This window comes from Streptomyces sp. NPDC046876 (genome assembly GCF_040645035.1).
Lineage (GTDB): Bacteria > Actinomycetota > Actinomycetes > Streptomycetales > Streptomycetaceae > Streptomyces.
This window is the reverse complement of sequence record NZ_JBEYXK010000134.1, coordinates 1-15,219: the sequence shown is the minus strand read 5'-3', so window position 1 is coordinate 15,219 and position 15,219 is coordinate 1. Positions and strand designations below refer to the sequence as shown.

General features: G+C 73.3%; 15 protein-coding genes. 3 read left to right on the top strand and 12 right to left on the bottom strand.

Translation table 11 applies throughout. The annotated features are described in order from the left end of the window. Positions 1-201: 201 nt before the first annotated feature. The 5 genes from ABZ924_RS35325 to ABZ924_RS35305 form a co-directional block, all read right to left on the bottom strand. The gene (locus ABZ924_RS35325; protein ID WP_361919266.1) at positions 202-489 is read right to left on the bottom strand and encodes a hypothetical protein; all 288 of its coding nucleotides are present in this window, start codon (positions 487-489) and stop codon (positions 202-204) included. Between the two features lie 69 nt (positions 490-558). Beyond that, a complete protein-coding gene (locus tag ABZ924_RS35320) occupies positions 559-1,587 on the bottom strand; it encodes a 6-phosphofructokinase (RefSeq protein ID WP_361919264.1) in 1,029 nt (342 codons plus the stop codon). Positions 1,588-1,763: 176 nt separating this feature from the next. Continuing rightward, positions 1,764-2,408 (bottom strand): response regulator transcription factor, encoded by a 645-nt coding sequence (locus ABZ924_RS35315; protein WP_361919271.1) that lies wholly within the window; start codon positions 2,406-2,408, stop codon positions 1,764-1,766. 71 nt (positions 2,409-2,479) lie between these two features. Next, the gene (locus tag ABZ924_RS35310) at positions 2,480-3,697 is read right to left on the bottom strand and encodes a DUF5931 domain-containing protein (RefSeq protein WP_361919262.1); all 1,218 of its coding nucleotides are present in this window, start codon (positions 3,695-3,697) and stop codon (positions 2,480-2,482) included. 41 nt (positions 3,698-3,738) lie between these two features. Beyond that, the gene (locus ABZ924_RS35305) at positions 3,739-4,470 is read right to left on the bottom strand and encodes a lysophospholipid acyltransferase family protein (RefSeq protein ID WP_361919269.1); all 732 of its coding nucleotides are present in this window, start codon (positions 4,468-4,470) and stop codon (positions 3,739-3,741) included. A gap of 168 nt (positions 4,471-4,638) precedes the next feature. Here ABZ924_RS35305 and ABZ924_RS35300 point away from each other — a divergent pair, with 168 nt between their 5' ends. Both ABZ924_RS35300 and ABZ924_RS35295 read left to right on the top strand, forming a co-directional pair. Then, positions 4,639-5,418: an alpha/beta fold hydrolase gene (locus ABZ924_RS35300; RefSeq protein WP_361919260.1), complete on the top strand. Its 780-nt coding sequence runs from the start codon at positions 4,639-4,641 to the stop codon at positions 5,416-5,418. Continuing rightward, on the top strand, positions 5,411-6,007 hold the full coding sequence (locus tag ABZ924_RS35295; RefSeq protein ID WP_361919258.1) for a hypothetical protein: 597 nt from the start codon (positions 5,411-5,413) through the stop codon (positions 6,005-6,007). Before ABZ924_RS35300 ends, ABZ924_RS35295 begins: the two co-directional genes overlap by 8 nt. A gap of 318 nt (positions 6,008-6,325) precedes the next feature. On the opposite strand, the gene ABZ924_RS35290 is transcribed toward ABZ924_RS35295, so the two are convergent. The 6 genes from ABZ924_RS35290 to ABZ924_RS35265 all read right to left on the bottom strand — a co-directional run bounded on the left by ABZ924_RS35290 (position 6,326) and on the right by ABZ924_RS35265 (position 11,402). Next, a complete protein-coding gene (locus ABZ924_RS35290; protein ID WP_361919268.1) occupies positions 6,326-7,093 on the bottom strand; it encodes an endonuclease/exonuclease/phosphatase family protein in 768 nt (255 codons plus the stop codon). 79 nt (positions 7,094-7,172) lie between these two features. After that, a complete protein-coding gene (locus ABZ924_RS35285) occupies positions 7,173-8,114 on the bottom strand; it encodes an ROK family glucokinase (protein WP_361919256.1) in 942 nt (313 codons plus the stop codon). 61 nt (positions 8,115-8,175) lie between these two features. Further along, positions 8,176-8,664 (bottom strand): DUF5304 domain-containing protein, encoded by a 489-nt coding sequence (locus ABZ924_RS35280; protein ID WP_361919254.1) that lies wholly within the window; start codon positions 8,662-8,664, stop codon positions 8,176-8,178. Positions 8,665-8,740: 76 nt separating this feature from the next. Next, a complete protein-coding gene (locus ABZ924_RS35275; protein WP_361919253.1) occupies positions 8,741-10,030 on the bottom strand; it encodes an ArsA-related P-loop ATPase in 1,290 nt (429 codons plus the stop codon). Between the two features lie 5 nt (positions 10,031-10,035). Next, positions 10,036-10,482, bottom strand: a complete 447-nt coding sequence (locus tag ABZ924_RS35270) for an SRPBCC family protein (RefSeq protein WP_361919251.1) — start codon at positions 10,480-10,482, stop codon at positions 10,036-10,038. Between the two features lie 80 nt (positions 10,483-10,562). Continuing rightward, positions 10,563-11,402, bottom strand: a complete 840-nt coding sequence (locus tag ABZ924_RS35265) for a metallophosphoesterase (RefSeq protein ID WP_361919249.1) — start codon at positions 11,400-11,402, stop codon at positions 10,563-10,565. Positions 11,403-11,631: 229 nt separating this feature from the next. Between ABZ924_RS35265 and ABZ924_RS35260 the strand changes: the two genes are divergently transcribed. Then, positions 11,632-13,428: an AMP-dependent synthetase/ligase gene (locus ABZ924_RS35260; protein WP_361919247.1), complete on the top strand. Its 1,797-nt coding sequence runs from the start codon at positions 11,632-11,634 to the stop codon at positions 13,426-13,428. Between the two features lie 10 nt (positions 13,429-13,438). On the opposite strand, the gene ABZ924_RS35255 is transcribed toward ABZ924_RS35260, so the two are convergent. After that, positions 13,439-15,055, bottom strand: a complete 1,617-nt coding sequence (locus ABZ924_RS35255) for a GMC oxidoreductase (RefSeq protein WP_361919245.1) — start codon at positions 15,053-15,055, stop codon at positions 13,439-13,441. Between the last annotated feature and the right edge of the window lie 164 nt (positions 15,056-15,219).

The window sequence follows — 15,219 nt, the reverse complement described above, 5'->3', positions numbered from 1 at the left end:
CGGGCAGAGCCCGGTGCCCGGCGGAGCCGGGATTCTTGGGGCTCCGCCCCAAACCCCGCGCCTCAAACGCCGGCGAGGCTGGATTTGCCGACCCCCGGCTTCGAAGGCCGGCGGGTTGGCCCGGCCGGGGCCTGATGGCCGGCGGGGCCGGGGGCCAAACTCGACGGGCTGGAATGCCAAATCCCGGCAGGGATGGGCCCGCTAGAGCGGGTGGGCCGGGGCTCGGCGGCGGGCGCGGAGGTTGCGGACGAGGCGCCAGATGAACACCGGGGCCGCCACGACCATGACGTACAGGAACAGCTCGAGCCACCCGAAGGCGAGGGCGGTGCAGGCCGGCACGCCCACCAGATGGTCGGCGAAGGCCAGCCACCGATCGGTGCGTTCCCCCACCCCGGCGCGCAGCCCGTGCCGCAGGTCCCGGACGGAGGACACCAACTGGATCAGGGCAAGGGCCAGCAGCAGCCAGCGGCCCACAACGGGTGCGTCCACGGGCGCACTCTAGGGGGTGGCCGGCCGTTCCGGAACGGCCGGCCACCCGCCCCGCGCCCGCGGCCCGGGTCAGCCGAAGAAGACCTCGGCCTCTTCGTACAGCGCCGGGTCCACCGTCTTCAGCTTCGCCGTGGCGTCAGCGATCGGCACGCGCACGATGTCCGTGCCCCTGAGGGCGACCATCTTCCCGAAGTCCCCGTCCCGCACGGCGTCGATGGCGTGCAGCCCGAACCGGGTGGCCAGCCAACGGTCGAAGGCGCTCGGCGTGCCCCCGCGCTGGATGTGGCCGAGCACCGTGGTGCGGGCTTCCTTGCCGGTCCGGGCCTCGATCTCCTTGGCCAGCCACTCGCCCACGCCCGACAGCCGGACGTGGCCGAAGGAGTCGGTGGTGGCGTCCTTGAGGACCATCTCGCCGTCCTTCGGCATGGCCCCCTCGGCGATCGCCACGATCGGCGCGTAGCTCGCCTTGAACCGGGAGGTGACCCAGGCGCACACCTGGTCCACGTCGAAGCGCCGTTCGGGGATGAGGATGACGTTGGCCCCGCCGGCGAGGCCCGAGTGCAGGGCGATCCAGCCGGCGTGGCGGCCCATCACCTCGACGACCAGGACGCGCATGTGGGACTCGGCGGTGGTGTGCAGCCGGTCGATGGCCTCGGTGGCGATGCCCACGGCCGTGTCGAAGCCGAAGGTGTAGTCGGTGGCCGACAGGTCGTTGTCGATGGTCTTCGGCACGCCGACGCAGGGGATGCCGTACTCCCCGTACAGCCGGGCGGCGACGCCGAGGGTGTCCTCGCCGCCGATCGCGATGAGGGCCTCGACCTCGGTCTTGGCGAGGTTGTCCTTGATCTGCCGGACCCCGTGGTCGCGCTTGAAGGGGTTGGTGCGCGAGGAACCGAGGATCGTTCCGCCGCGCGGCAGGATGCCGCGGACGGCCGGGATGCCGAGCGGGACGGTGTCGCCCTCGACCGCGCCGCGCCAGCCGTCCTTGAAGCCGACGAACTCGCAGCCGTACTCCTGGACGCCCTTGCGGACGACGGCCCGGATCACCGCGTTGAGTCCGGGGCAGTCTCCGCCGCCGGTGAGCACTCCGACCTTCATGGAATCTCCCTTCGCCACAGGGCCCCATGGGCCCGTATGACGGCCACGCTAGTGGTGACCCAGGTCACAGCGAGGCGCCGGAATGCGTCAATTCCGGTGGAATCGCGGGGCGTTGTGTACGCCCGTTCACTCGTACGAGGACGTAAGTACGACGTACGGCGCCGCTTGCGCGCCGGCTACGCCTCGTCGAGCCCGCGCTCTATCGCGTAGCGGACGAGCTCGACCCGGTTGTGCAGTTGGAGCTTGCCGAGGGTGTTTTGGACGTGGTTCTGCACGGTGCGGTGGGAGATGACCAGCCGCTCCGCGATCTGCTTGTACGACAGCCCCTTGGCCACGAGCCGCAGCACCTCGGTCTCACGGTCGGTCAGGTGCGGCGCCTTCGGCTCGTCCGGCGCGGCGGGCGCCGGGTCGGTGGCCAGGCGCCGGTACTCGCCGAGGACCAGCCCGGCCAGGCCCGGGGTGAACACCGGGTCCCCGGCTGCCGTGCGGCGGACGGCGTCGATCAGCTCCTGGGCGCCCGCGGACTTCATCAGGTAGCCGGTGGCACCGGACTTCACCGCCTCCAGCACGTCGGCGTGCTCGCCGCTCGCGGACAGGACCAGCACGCGCAGGGCGGGGTTGGCGCCGACGAGCTCCTTGCAGACCTGTACGCCGGGCATGCCGGGCAGGTTGAGGTCGAGGACCAGCACGTGCGGGGCGGCGGCGCGGGCCCGGCGCACGGCCTCGGGGCCGTCGCCGGCGGTGGCGACCACGTCGAAGCCGGCGGCGGCCAGGTCGCGGGCGACCGCGTCCCGCCACATCGGGTGGTCGTCGACGACCATCACCTTGATGGCGCCGTGCGCCTCGTGCGCCTCGCGTGCGTCATGCGGCTCGTGCGGCTGGTGCGGCTGGTTCACTGGGTCCTCCCCCTGGGTACTTTCAGTTCCACTTCGGTGCCCTGCCCGGGGACGGACACCAGCTCGGCGCTGCCGCCGAGGTCGCGCAGCCGGCCGCGGATGGACAGCGCCACGCCCATCCGGCCCTCGCCCTCGGCCTGGTCGAGACGGCCGGCCGGGATGCCGGGCCCGTCGTCGCGGACGGTGACGACCACCTCGTCGCCCCAGTCCTCGACCAGGATCCAGGCGCGGGCCCCGTCCCCGGCGTGCTTGCGCACGTTGTCCAGGGCGGCGCCGACGGCGGCGGCCAGCTCCCGCGCCGCGGGCGCGGGCAGCGGGACCGGGGTGCCCGGCTCGGCGAAGCTGACCCGGGAGCCGGCGTGCGGGGCGAGCAGGGTCCGCAGATCCGTCTCGCCCTCGTCCGCGCCGGGCTCGTCCACCTCGTACGCGGCCACCCGCGCGCCGAGCGACTCGTCGCTGGAGACCCGGGAGGTGTGCACCAGCCCGCTGGAGACCAGGGTGCGCAGTGCGACCTCCTGCTCGCCGGCCATCCGCCCGAGCTCGGCGGCCTCACCGCCCAGCTCGGTGCCGCGCCGCTGCACCATGGCGAGGACCTGCAGGACCCCGTCGTGGATGTCGCGGGCGAGGCGCTCGCGTTCGCGGGTGGCGGCCTCGATCTCCAGGGCGCGGGCGAGCGTGGCCTCACTGGCCCGGGCGACCTCGACGACGTACCCGACGGCGACGGAGGCGACCCAGACCAGCACCACGTTGTGCACGGTGTCGCGGGTGGGCGCGCCGCGCTGGACGATGTTGGCGGCGGCGACGAAGCTCGACGCGAAGCAGGCCCAGCGCCAGCCGCCCTTGATCGCGAAGGCGAGGACCGCCCCGGCCGTCCAGATGCTGGGGAGGGTGGGGCCGCCCGCGGTGATCCGCTCGTCGGTGTCCGCGAGGGGCGTGAGCAGGACGCCCACCAGGGCGATGGTGAGGTCGGCGACCAGGAACCGCCTGGTGCAGCTCGCGGCATTGGCGACCTTGGGCAGGGTGGCCAGCGTCCACACGACGAGGAAGGAGAGGTAGCCGACCGCGACCCAGGGGCGGTCGAAGGCGCGGTACGCCGAGGCGAACAGCCCCACCGCATAGGCCGTGCTGATCAGCCGGTAGCCGGTCAGCGCCCGCCACAGCGGCTGCTCGACCGACATGCGCACGACGCGCTCGACGCGCTCGCGTTTCGCCATCCCCCACCCCTTGTGGGCGGTCCCGCCCCGAACTCCGGCGCCTATTCGGCGCTCTTGTCGTCCCCGCTCTTGTCGCCGGCCTTCGCGGCCTTGGCGGCCTTCTCGGCATCGGCGATCTGGCGCTTGGCGGCCGTCGCGTAGATGTCGACGTACTCCTGGCCCGACAGCTTCATGATCTCGTACATGACCTCGTCGGTCACCGAGCGCAGGATGAAGCGGTCGCCGTCCATGCCTTGGTAGCGGCTGAAGTCCAGCGGCTTGCCGATCCGGATGCCCGGGCGCATCAGCTTCGGGACGACCTTGCCGGGAGGCTGGATCTTCTCGGTGTCGATCATCGCGACGGGGATCACGGGCGCGCCGGTGGCCAGTGCCACGCGGGCCAGGCCTCCGGGCTTGCCGCGGTAGAGGCGGCCGTCGGGTGAACGCGTGCCCTCGGGGTAAATACCGAACAGCTCACCGCGCTCGATGACCTCGATGCCGCTCTTGATGGCGGCCTCGCCGGCCCCGCGCGCGCCGGAGCGGTCCACCGGGAGCTGGCCGACGCCCTTGAAGAACGCGGCCGTCAGCTTGCCCTTGACGCCCGGGGAGGTGAAGTACTCGGCCTTCGCGATGAAGGTCACCTTCCGGTCGAGCACGGCCGGCAGGAAGAAGGAGTCCGAGAAGGACAGGTGGTTGCTCGCCAGGATCGCCGGCCCCTCGGCGGGAATGTTCTCGAGGCCCTCCACCCACGGCCTGAAGGCGAGCTTCAGGGAACCCCCGATGGAGAACTTCATTGCGCCGTAGATCAACTCGTAAGCCTTCCTGTGTCCTGTCGAACAGACCTTAACCCCTGGCTCGCGCCGCGGCGGTCCTACGGCCCTGGTCGGTGCCGTGCCGGTCGCGTACGGTGAAGTCACACAGCGCTACGCACCCCCTCTCACCCCCTCACTAAGGAGACACTGGTGCCCGTCCTCCCTGGAGCCGAGCCGTTCCGCCACGAGGGCGGAGAGGTCGGCGTCCTCCTGTGCCACGGCTTCACCGGCTCCCCGCAGTCGCTGCGCCCGTGGGCCGAGTACCTCGCCGCCCAGGGCCTGACGGTGTCGCTGCCGCTGCTGCCCGGGCACGGGACGCGCTGGCAGGACATGCAGCTCACGGGCTGGCAGGACTGGTACGCCGAGGTCGACCGGGCGCTGCGGGAACTACTGGACTCCTGCACGCAGGTGTTCGTGTTCGGGCTGTCCATGGGCGGGGCGCTGACCCTGCGGCTGGCGGCGAAGCACGGTGATGCCATCAGCGGCATCGTCCTCGTCAACCCGGCCAACAAGGTGCACGATCCGCTGGCCTTCGCCCTTCCGGTGGCCAAGCACTTCGTGCGGTCGACGCCGGGCATCGCGAGCGACATCGCCAAGCCGGGCTCGGACGAGGTCGGGTACGACCGGGTGCCGACGCGGGCGGCGCACTCGCTGCGGCAGTTCCTCCGGCTCGTGGACGGCGAGCTGCCGCAGGTGACGCAGCCGGTGCTGCTGCTGCACAGCCCGCAGGACCACGTGGTGCCGCCGGTGGACTCGGCGCGGATCCTGGCGCGGATCTCCTCGACGGACGTCACCGAGACGCTGCTGGAACAGAGCTACCACGTCGCGACGTTGGACCACGATGCGGAGCGGATCTTCGAGGACAGCTACGCGTTCGTCGGGCGGCTCGCGCAGAGCGTCGGCAGGGAAGGGGCGGCCAGCGGTGGCTGAACACGAGGAGTCCTCGGGGGGCGTTCCCCCGCTGGACGAGGAGGCGGCGTGGGCGGCGATCGTCGCCGGCTACGGGCAGGAGCCGCCGGATCCGCCGGGGGCGCGGCCGTTCCGGCCGATCGAGAACCTGATGCTGCCGGAGGAGGACGTGGAGCCGCTGCCGAAGCCGGAGCCCGAGCCGGAGCCGGAGGACCCGGGGGCGTCGCCGGAGGAGGGCCCCGCGGCCCCGCCGGCCCCGCCGCTGGGCAGCTCGGTGGTCTTCGCCCCGGGCGTGGGCGGGGGTGGTGCCGGGGCCGGTGCCGGGCCCCGCGACCACACGCCGCCGGATCCGGACGAACTGGACGAGGGGCACTTCGTCCAGCCCGAGCCGGAGCTGCCGGAGGCCGATACGACGACGAAGTTCGCCTGGCTGGCGGTGGTCGGCGGGCCGGTGCTGCTGCTGGTGGCCGTGCTGCTGCAGTGGGACATGACGTGGTGGCTGACGACGCTCGGCATCGGCGGCTTCCTGGGCGGCTTCGCCACGCTGGTGGCCCGCATGTCGCAGGGCGACGACGACGATGACGACCCCGGCCGCGGCGCGGTGGTCTGACCCCGGCGTGCGCTGCCGGCTCCCGCTGCCGGCTTCCGCTGCCGGTTCCCACTGCCGCTGCGCGGAGCCGTTCCCCACCCCGCCCCTTCCCGAAACCGGGCTTCGCCCGGACCCCTTCCGGGCGCTCCGCGCCCGGTGCGCTCAAACGCCGCGCGGGCTGGATATTCCAGCCCCGCCGGCGCTTGAGGCGCGGGGTCTGGGGCGGAGCCCCAGCGGGTGCGGGGCGCAGCCCCGCAGCGGGGCCCGGGGCCGCAGGACCCGGTTTCGGGAAGGGGCGGGGAGGGGACAGGCTCCGCGCAGCGGGAGCGGCGGCGGCGGCTAGTGCCGCGCCGGGAGGCGGAGGGCCGAGAGGACCGGGAGGTGGTCCGTGGCGGCGGCCAGGTCCGCCGGCGTGATGCCGTCCAGGCCCTGCGGGACGCCGCAGGCGAGGACCTCGACCCCGCCGGAGGCGAAGATCGCGTCGATGCGGCGCGGCGCCCCGGCGCGGACGAAGGTGTGCTCGCCACCCCAGGGCGCGACGGCCCGGCAGTCCTGGAGGGAGCCGGCCAGCAGCCGGAAGGCAGGCCCGTCGGGGGTCTCGTTCACGTCGCCCGCGACGATCGCGTACGGGGCGTCGGTCTCCTGGACCCGGGCCAGCAGCTGCTCGGCCTGGGCCAGCCGCTCGGCCCGGTCCAGCGAGAGGTGCGCGCTGACCACGGCGACCCGGACACCCCCGAAGCGGACCACGGCGGTGGCGAAGCCGCGCCGGTGCAGCCCGGGGGTCAGCGGCAGCAGGACGTCCTCGGTCCGCTCCACGAAGGCCCGCAGCGAGCACAGCAGCAGCGGCCCGGCGGCGGTGGCGCCGCCCGACAGGACGACCAGGTCGCTCTTGGCGGCGAGCCGGGCCGCGTGCTTGCGCCAGCGGAAGAACCGCGGCGCCTCCTGGATCAGGACCAGGTCGGGGGCGCAGGCCCGGATCACCCGGGCCAGCGCGTCCTCGTCGTCGCGCATCGAGCGGATGTTGTAGCTGAGGACGCGGACGACGGCCGAGCCGTCCGGTTCGGTACGGGACTGAGGCAGTGCGGGGAGCCGCGAGGTCAGGTCCATATCCATACCGGCAACATAGCCATGCTGCCCGCCGCGCCCCAGAGGGCACGGCGGGCAGGACCGCGCGGTGCGGGGGGCGTCAGCCCTGGCGGGCCAGGTCGGCCGCGCCGACCAGGCCGGCCTTGCCGCCGAGCTGGGCGGCCAGTACCTGCGCGTGCGGGCGCCAGGCGCCGCCGATCAGCCAGCGCTTGAAGGACTTGCGGATCGGGTCGAGGACGAGGTCGCCCTCGTCGGAGACGCCGCCGCCGACGATGAACGCCGAGGGGTCGAAGAGCGAGGCCAGGTCGGCCAGGCCCGCGCCGGCCCAGCGGGCCAGCTCGCGGAAGGAGTCGATGGCCACGGGGTCGCCCTGGCGGGCGGCCTGGCTGATGTGCTTGCCCTCGATCCCGTCGGGGGTGCCGTCTCCGAGCGCGAGGAGGATCGCCGCGCTCTCGGGGGTGGCGTTGGCGCGCTGCTTGGCGTACCGGACGAGCGCGCGCCCGGAGGCGTACTGCTCCCAGCAGCCCTGGCTGCCGCAGCCGCACAGCAGACCGTCCGGGACGACCCGGATGTGCCCGAACTCGGCGGCCACGCCGAAGCGTCCGCGGCGCAGCTTGTTGCCGATGATGATGCCGCCGCCGAGGCCGGTGCCCAGCGTGATGCAGATGACGTCCTCGTGGCCCTGGCCGGCGCCGAAGCGGTACTCGCCCCAGGCGGCGCAGTTCGCGTCGTTCTCGACGACGACGGGGAGGCCGATGCGCTGCTCGACCTTGTCCTTGAGCGGCTCGTGGCGCCAGTTGATGTTCGGCGCGAAGAGCACGGTGGCGCGCTTGTCGTCCACGTAGCCGGCGGCGCCGATGCCGACGGCCTCGATGGTGTGGTTCTTGCTGACTTCGGACACGGCGGTGCAGATCGCGTCCGTCACGCCGTCCGGCGTCGGCGGGGTGGGCACCTTGTACGTCTCAAGGATGGTGCCCTCTTCGTCGACCACGCCGGCCGCGATCTTCGTGCCGCCGATGTCGACGCCGATGGTGAGTCCCATTAGTCCCTCGGTTTCCGGTCAAACCCCGCCATGGCCAACGGTACCCGAGGGCGGCAGGGTCTCAGTCGAGATCGATCCGGTGGCCGGGGCCGGTACCGCCCTCGTCGCGGGGGTCGGAGCCGTCGCCGGAGGGACGGTCCGAGGGCCGGTCGGCGGGGCGGCCGGCGCCGGGCTCGTCGCGGGTCCAGCGGCGTTCGTGGCCCTCGACGGCGGAGCGGTAGGCGGCCAGCAGCTCGGTGCCGGCGGCCGCGAGGTGCCCGAACACCTCGGGGTTGCGCTCGACGACGGGTTTGGCGGCGGCCTTCGCCTGGTCGACGAACTGCCGCAGCGCGCCCTGGGCGGTGGCTGCGAGCAGCGGGTTGTTCAGGGCGGACACCTTCTCGGCGACGGCCTCGAACAGCTTGTGCAGCTCCTCGGCGGCGCCGGCGGTGCCCGTGGCGGCGCCGCCGCCGTGCCGGGTGCGGCGGCGCTCCTCCTCGGCGGCGAGGTCCTCGGCGCAGGCCGTGGCCCAGGCGTCGTCGTCGGCGGGACGGTCGGTGGCCTCGCTCATGGCGGACTCTCCTGCGGCTGCTGCGGAACGTGCGGTGCGTATCCCTTTCGACGTTACCCGAACGGGGGTACGCGGTTCAGGCCCGGCGGGGCCACAGTCCCGGGTCGGGGGTGAAGCGGACGCGCAGCTCGCCGTCGGTGAGGGCGGCGCCGGAGACGGTGCAGCGGCGCAGGGCGGAAGGCAGGGAAACGATCCGCCGGTGCGGTCCGGCCGCGACGGTCAGCTCGTCGCCGCGCCGGACGAGGTCGAGGTCCCGTTTGTGCGCGCCGGGCAGCGGCACCACCCAGACGAGTACCCCGTCCTCGGCGAGGCGGTCCTCGACGGCCCAGCCCCGGCGGGCCGGCGGGCCGTCCGGGAGGAGCCCCGGGGCGGCGGCGAGCCGGTCGAGGTCCTCCGGTCCGCGCGGGGCCCGGCCGAGGTGGGCGAGCGGGACCACGGGCGTGTCGCCGGCCCAGTGGGCGGCGTACTTCTCCTGCTCGGCGGCGAGCCCGGCCAGCCACGGGTCGGGCGAGCCCTGGGGCACCATGCGGTTGGCGACGATCCCGGCGACGGGCAGCTCGTGCAGGGCGAGCCCGAGCAGCCCGCTGCGCAGGGCGGCGTCGGCGCCGGGTCCGGGTTCGGCGACCAGCAGGACCGAGGTGGTGTCGGCCTCCACGACCCGCTGGACTGCTCCCAGCTCCTCGTCCCAGCGGGCGGCGGCCTCGTACAGCCACTGCGCGGGCATCGGGACGCCGGCGAGCTGGGCCAGTACGGGGCGCAGGGCGCGCGCGGCCTGCCGCTCGGCCGGGAGCAGCCGGGCCAGGTAGCGGCGCAGCTGCGCGGGCAGGGCGAGGACGGCCAGCGCCCGGGGCAGCGGCGGCATGTCGACGACGACCAGGTCGACGGCGGGCGCGGAGGCGGCCCGCCGCAGGGCCCGCAGCAGCGCGAACTGCTCGGCGCCGGGCAGCTCGGTGAGCTCCTCGGCGCCCATGGGCCGGGACCCGAGCATGCCGAGCAGGGCGGATCCTCGCTCCTGGAGGGCGACGAGCTCGGCGCGGAACTCCTCGCCGGAGTCGACGCGGGCCACCAGGACCCCGGCGGCGGACCGGGCGGTCAGGCCCGGCGCGACCTCGACGGACTCACCGGCCTCGGCGGACTCACGGGCCTCGGCGGGCTGCACGGCCTCGGCGGGCTGCACGGCCTCCGCGGCCCCGGCGGGCTCCGCCGGATCCCCCGCGTACGGTCCGACGAGCGCGGCGAGCGGTTCGGCGGGGTCGCCGGACAGCAGCAGCACCCGCTGCCCCGCCCGGGACGCGGCGCGGGCGGCGGCCGCGGCGACGGTGGTGCGCCCGGCCCCGCCGGGGCCGGTGACGAGCAGGATGCGCACGCGGATCAGGCCGAGGTCGATTCGACGCGCTTCTTCAGGCCCGCGAGGGCCCGGTCGATGATGACCTTCTCGGCCTTGCGCTTGATCATGCCGAGCATGGGGATCTTGACGTCGACGGTCAGCTGGTAGGTGACCTCGGTGCGCTTGCCGCCCTCCAGCGGGGCCAGCCGGTACGAGCCGTCGAGCTGGCGCAGCATCTGCGACTTGTCCAGGGTCCAGCTGACCTCGTCGGTGCCCTTCCAGGTGTAGGCGAGGGTGTGGTCGTCCCTGATCGCGCCGGCGTCGAGCAGCAGGCGGACCTTTTCGGCGCGGCCGTCGGCGTCGGCGGCCAGCACCTCTGCCTCCTTCACCTCGCCGGTCCACTCGGGGTAGCGGGCGAAGTCGGCGATCACTGCCATGACGTCGGCCGGCGCCGCATCGATCGTGATGCTCGAGCTGGTGTGTTCCGCCATCGCGGTCGCTCCTCCGTGGAGTTTTTCGAGGAAGTGTGCGGCCTGCGGCCGCCGCGTGCAGGCTACCGTGCGTGCGGAGCTCACCACTCCAGGGCCCAGGGCCTTCCGGTGGCGGCGAAGTGCCCGACGTTCACGCACTCGGTGCTCCCGATCCGCATCCGCCGCGCCAGCGGCTGGTGGACGTGGCCGAAGAGGGCGTAGCGGGGCCGGGTCCGGCGGATCGCGGCGAGCAGCGCCTCGCTGCCGCGTTCGAAGCGGCGGGCGACGGTGTCGTAGCAGAGCTCGGGGACCTCCGGCGGGATGTGCGAGCAGAGCACGTCCACCTCGCCGAGGGCCTCGACCTTGGCGGCGTACTCCTCCTCGTCCACCTCGTACGGGGTGCGCATCGGGGAGGGCAGGCCGCCGCCGACGAACCCGAAGACGCGGCCGGCGATCTCCACGCGCTGGCCGTCGAGGACGGTGGTGCCGGGGCCGGCGTACTCCTGCCACAGGCCCGGGATGTCGACGTTGCCGTAGGTGGCGTACGTGGGGTGGGGGAACGCGGCGAACATCTCGGCGTACTGGCGGCGCACCGCGTCCTCGATCAGCCGCTCCCGGTCCAGGCCGGCCCACAGCCGCCGGCCGAGGTCGCGGGCCTCGTCGAAGCGGCGGGCGGTGCGCAGCTCCACGATCCGGTGGGCGTTCTCGATGCCGAAGAGGTCGGGGAAGATGCCGCGGGAGTGGTCGGCGTAGTCGAGGAAGAGCACGAGGTCGCCGAGGCAGATCAGGGCGTCGGCGCCGTCTCCGGCCCGGGCGAGGGCCTCGGCGTTGCCGTGGACGTCGCTGACCACGTGGACGCGCGTCCCGGTGCGTGCGGCGGAGGGTGCGCCCGCGTGCGTGCGGCTGTCGCCGCCGTTCCTGCCATCGGTGCTGCCGGCCATGGGGGAACCCTAGGGGGGCCGTTGCGCGCCGGGTAGAGGGGGTCGCACAAGTGGCCCTACCTGCGGTTACTTCCGGGTCGTTGCCGGGGTCGACTACTGTCGGCAGGGCAGTGCCGCGTCATGTGACGCACGGAACATCTGGCCGGTTCCCTCTATCCGGAACCCACTACCGGTGGGTAACGTCCGGTCGGTCCACACGGTGGCGATGGCGCCCAGAGGAGCAGCAGTCTTGCGCGAGTTCAGCCTTCCGGCCCTGTACGAGGTCCCGTCGGACGGGAACCTGACGGATCTCATCCGCCGCAATGCCGCGCAGCATCCCGACACCGCCGTCATGGGCCGCAAGGTCGACGGCCGGTGGCAGGACGTCACGGCCACCGAGTTCCTCGCCGAGGTCCGGGCCACCGCCAAGGGCCTGATCGCGGCGGGCGTGCAGCCCGGCGACCGGGTCGCGCTGATCTCCCGCACCCGCTACGAGTGGGTGCTGATCGACTTCGCGATCTGGACCGCGGGCGGCGTCACCGTCCCCGTGTACGAGACCAGCTCGCCCGAGCAGATCCAGTGGATCCTCGGCGACTCCGGCGCCGTCGCCGCCGTGGTGGAGGGCCCGGGCCACAGCGCCGCCGTGGCCTCGCTGCGCGAGCGGCTGCCGGAGCTGCGCCAGGTCTGGGAGATGGAGCAGGGCGCTGTCGAGGCCCTGAAGGCCGCCGGCGCCGGCGTCTCCGACGCCGAGGTCGACGAGCGCAGCGCGCTGGCGGGCGCCGACGACCCGGCCACCATCGTCTACACCTCGGGCACGACCGGCCGCCCCAAGGGCTGTGTGCTGACCCACCGCAACTTCTTCGCCGAGTGCGGCAACGTGGTGGAGCGCCTGAGCCCGCTGTTCCGCACCGGCGAGTGCTCGGTGCTGCTCTTCCTGCCGGCCGCGCACGTCTTCGGGCGCCTGGTGGAGGTGGCGGCCGTGCTGGCGCCGATCCGCCTGGGCTGCGTACCGGACATCAAGAACCTCACCGACGAGCTGCAGTCGTTCCGGCCGACGCTGATCCTCGGCGTGCCGCGCGTCTTCGAGAAGGTCTACAACTCGGCGCGCGCCAAGGCCCAGGCCGACGGCAAGGGGAAGATCTTCGACGCGGCGGCCGAGACGGCCATCGCGTACAGCCGCGCGCTGGACACCGCCGGCGGCCCTTCCTTCGGGCTGCGGCTGAAGCACAAGGTCTTCTCGAAGCTGGTCTACAGCAAGCTGCACGCGGTCCTCGGCGGCCGCGGCGAGTACGCGATCTCCGGCGGCGCCCCGCTGGGCGAGCGGCTCGGCCACTTCTTCCGCGGCATCGGCTTCACGGTGCTGGAGGGCTACGGCCTGACGGAGTCCTGCGCGGCGACCGCCTTCAACCCCTGGGACCGGCCGAAGATCGGCTCGGTCGGCCAGCCGCTGCCGGGCTCGGTGGTGCGCATCGCCGACGACGGCGAGGTGCTGCTCCACGGCGAGCACGTCTTCCGCGGCTACTGGCAGAACGAGGCGGCGACCGCCGAGGCGCTCACCGACGGCTGGTTCCACACCGGCGACGTCGGCACCCTCGACGAGGACGGCTACCTCACCATCACCGGCCGCAAGAAGGAGCTCATCGTCACGGCGGGCGGCAAGAACGTCGCCCCGGCCGTGATCGAGGACCGGATCCGGGCGCACGCGCTGGTCGCGGAGTGCATGGTGGTGGGCGACGCGAAGCCGTTCGTGGCGGCGCTGGTCACCCTCGACGAGGAGTTCCTGGGCCGCTGGGCGGCGGAGAACGGCAAGCCGGCCGGGTCCACCGCGGCGGACCTGCGCGAGGACGCGGACCTCATCGCCGCCGTCCAGAAGGCCGTGGACGACGGCAATGCGGCGGTCTCCAAGGCGGAATCGGTGCGGAAATTCCGCATCCTGCCCTCCCAGTTCACGGAGGAGTCCGGCCACATCACGCCCTCACTGAAGCTGAAGCGGAACGTGGTGGCCAAGGACTTCGCGGACGAGATCGAGGCGCTCTACCGCTCCTGAGCCCCGTGCCTCACCGGGGGTCCTCGGCCAGGATCCGGGCCATGTTGCGCTCCGCGAGGGCGGTGATGGTCAAAAACGGGTTCACGCCGAGCGATCCCGGCACGAGGGAGCCGTCGACCACGTACAGGCCCGGGTGGCCCTTGGCGCGGCCGTGGTCGTCGGTGGCCTGCCCGAGGACGCAGCCGCCCAGCGGGTGGTACGTGAAGGTGTCGGCGAAGGCCTTGTTGTCGCCGAACAGGTCGTAGCGGTACATCGTGAAGTTGGCGCGGTTGATGCGGTCGAAGAGGCACTTGGCCGCCGCGACGGACGGGGTGTTCTGCTCCCGGCGCCAGTTCAGCCGCGCCGAGTCGGTGGCCGCGTCGTACGTGAAGAAGCCGCGCTCGGGGTTCTTGGTGATGGCCAGGTACATCGAGATCCAGTGCTCGATGCCCATGGGCAGCGGGGCGATCTCCGCGAAGACCGGATTGGCCGCGTTGTCCCAGTCGTCGATGCCGAGGGCCGGCATGGTGGCCTGGTGGGCGCCGACGGTGTCCCAGAGGTGGTTGGCGCGGGCGGTCATGATGTTGCCGTTGTGGCCCCAGCCGCGCCCGACCTGGTCGTTCAGCCCCGGCAGGGTGCCGCGCTCGCGGGCGCGCAGCAGGATCTCGGTGGTGCCGAGGCTGCCGGCTCCGAGGAACAGTTGCCGGCAGCCCAGTTCGCGCACCTCGGTGACCCGTCCGCTGACATCGCTGCCGTGCACGGTGAGCACGTAGCCCCCGGCCGGGTCCTGGCGTACGCCGACCACGCGCTGCATGGTCTCGATGGTGACGTTGCCCGTGCCGAGGGCGGCCGCGAGGTAGGTCTTGTCGAGGCTCTTCTTGCCGTGGTTGTTGCCGTAGATCACCTCGCCGGCGAGGGCGGAGCGGGTGGCGGTGCCGGCGGCCTCGCGCTGCATGTACCCGAAGTCGTACACGTTGGGCACGAAGGCGGTCTTCAGGCCGGTGTTCTGGGCGTGCCTGCGGGAGATGCGGGCGAAGCGGTACCACTCCGTGGACTCGAACCAGCCCGGGTCGATGTCGTTGACGCCGAGCATGGCGCGGGCGCGCGGGAAGTACGTGCCGTACATCTCGTCGGCGTCGACGCGGGGCAGCACCTCCTGGAAGTAGGAGCGGCGCGGGGTCGGCGCCATGCCGCCGTTGACGAGGGAGCCGCCGCCGACGCCGCGGCCGACGTAGACGGACATGTCGCCGTGGTTCACGCGGTCGAGGACGCCGGGGTACGGGGTGATGTCGCGGTTCACCACGTCCAGCCAGAGGAAGGTGGCGAGCGGGGCCTCGGTGCGGGTGCGGAACCACATGGAACGGTGGTCGGGGGCGGAGGTGGAGGGGAAGACCTTGCCGTCCGGGCCGGGGGTGTTCCAGAGGCGGCCCATCTCGAGGACGACCGTCCGGACGCCGGCCTGGCCGAGACGGAGCGCGGCCACGGCGGCGCCGTAGCCGGAGCCGACGACGATGGCGGGGGCGTGGTCCGCCGGGGGTGGTTCGGCGGCGTTCGCGGCCTGGAGGCCGATGCGGGTGAGGCCGAGGGCCGCCGCCGTCTGGAGGGCGCCGAGCCCCAGGAAATGACGGCGCGTCAGATGAGTTCTCATGGCCGCATGATGGACGGAATCCAGCCGTCCGCCGAGAGGCGGCATTGACAGACATCCGCGTCACAGTCCCGGCTGTCGCCGCCCCCTGCCGCTGCGCGGAGCCTGTCCCCTCCCCGCCCCTTCCCGAAACCGGGGGCTCCGCCCCCGGCCCCCGCGCCTCAAAC

Bases quoted from the DNA above. Each gene is read 5' to 3' on its own strand.
- ABZ924_RS35320 (WP_361919264.1), bottom strand. From the start codon at position 1,587: ATGAAGGTCGGAGTGCTCACCGGCGGCGGAGACTGCCCCGGACTCAAC.
- ABZ924_RS35315 (WP_361919271.1), bottom strand. From the start codon at position 2,408: ATGGTCGTCGACGACCACCCGATGTGGCGGGACGCGGTCGCCCGCGAC.
- ABZ924_RS35310 (WP_361919262.1), bottom strand. From the start codon at position 3,697: ATGGCGAAACGCGAGCGCGTCGAGCGCGTCGTGCGCATGTCGGTCGAG.
- ABZ924_RS35305 (WP_361919269.1), bottom strand. From the start codon at position 4,470: ATGAAGTTCTCCATCGGGGGTTCCCTGAAGCTCGCCTTCAGGCCGTGG.
- ABZ924_RS35290 (WP_361919268.1), bottom strand. From the start codon at position 7,093: ATGGACCTGACCTCGCGGCTCCCCGCACTGCCTCAGTCCCGTACCGAA.
- ABZ924_RS35285 (WP_361919256.1), bottom strand. From the start codon at position 8,114: ATGGGACTCACCATCGGCGTCGACATCGGCGGCACGAAGATCGCGGCC.
- ABZ924_RS35280 (WP_361919254.1), bottom strand. From the start codon at position 8,664: ATGAGCGAGGCCACCGACCGTCCCGCCGACGACGACGCCTGGGCCACG.
- ABZ924_RS35270 (WP_361919251.1), bottom strand. From the start codon at position 10,482: ATGGCGGAACACACCAGCTCGAGCATCACGATCGATGCGGCGCCGGCC.
- ABZ924_RS35265 (WP_361919249.1), bottom strand. From the start codon at position 11,402: ATGGCCGGCAGCACCGATGGCAGGAACGGCGGCGACAGCCGCACGCAC.
- ABZ924_RS35255 (WP_361919245.1), bottom strand. From the start codon at position 15,055: ATGAGAACTCATCTGACGCGCCGTCATTTCCTGGGGCTCGGCGCCCTC.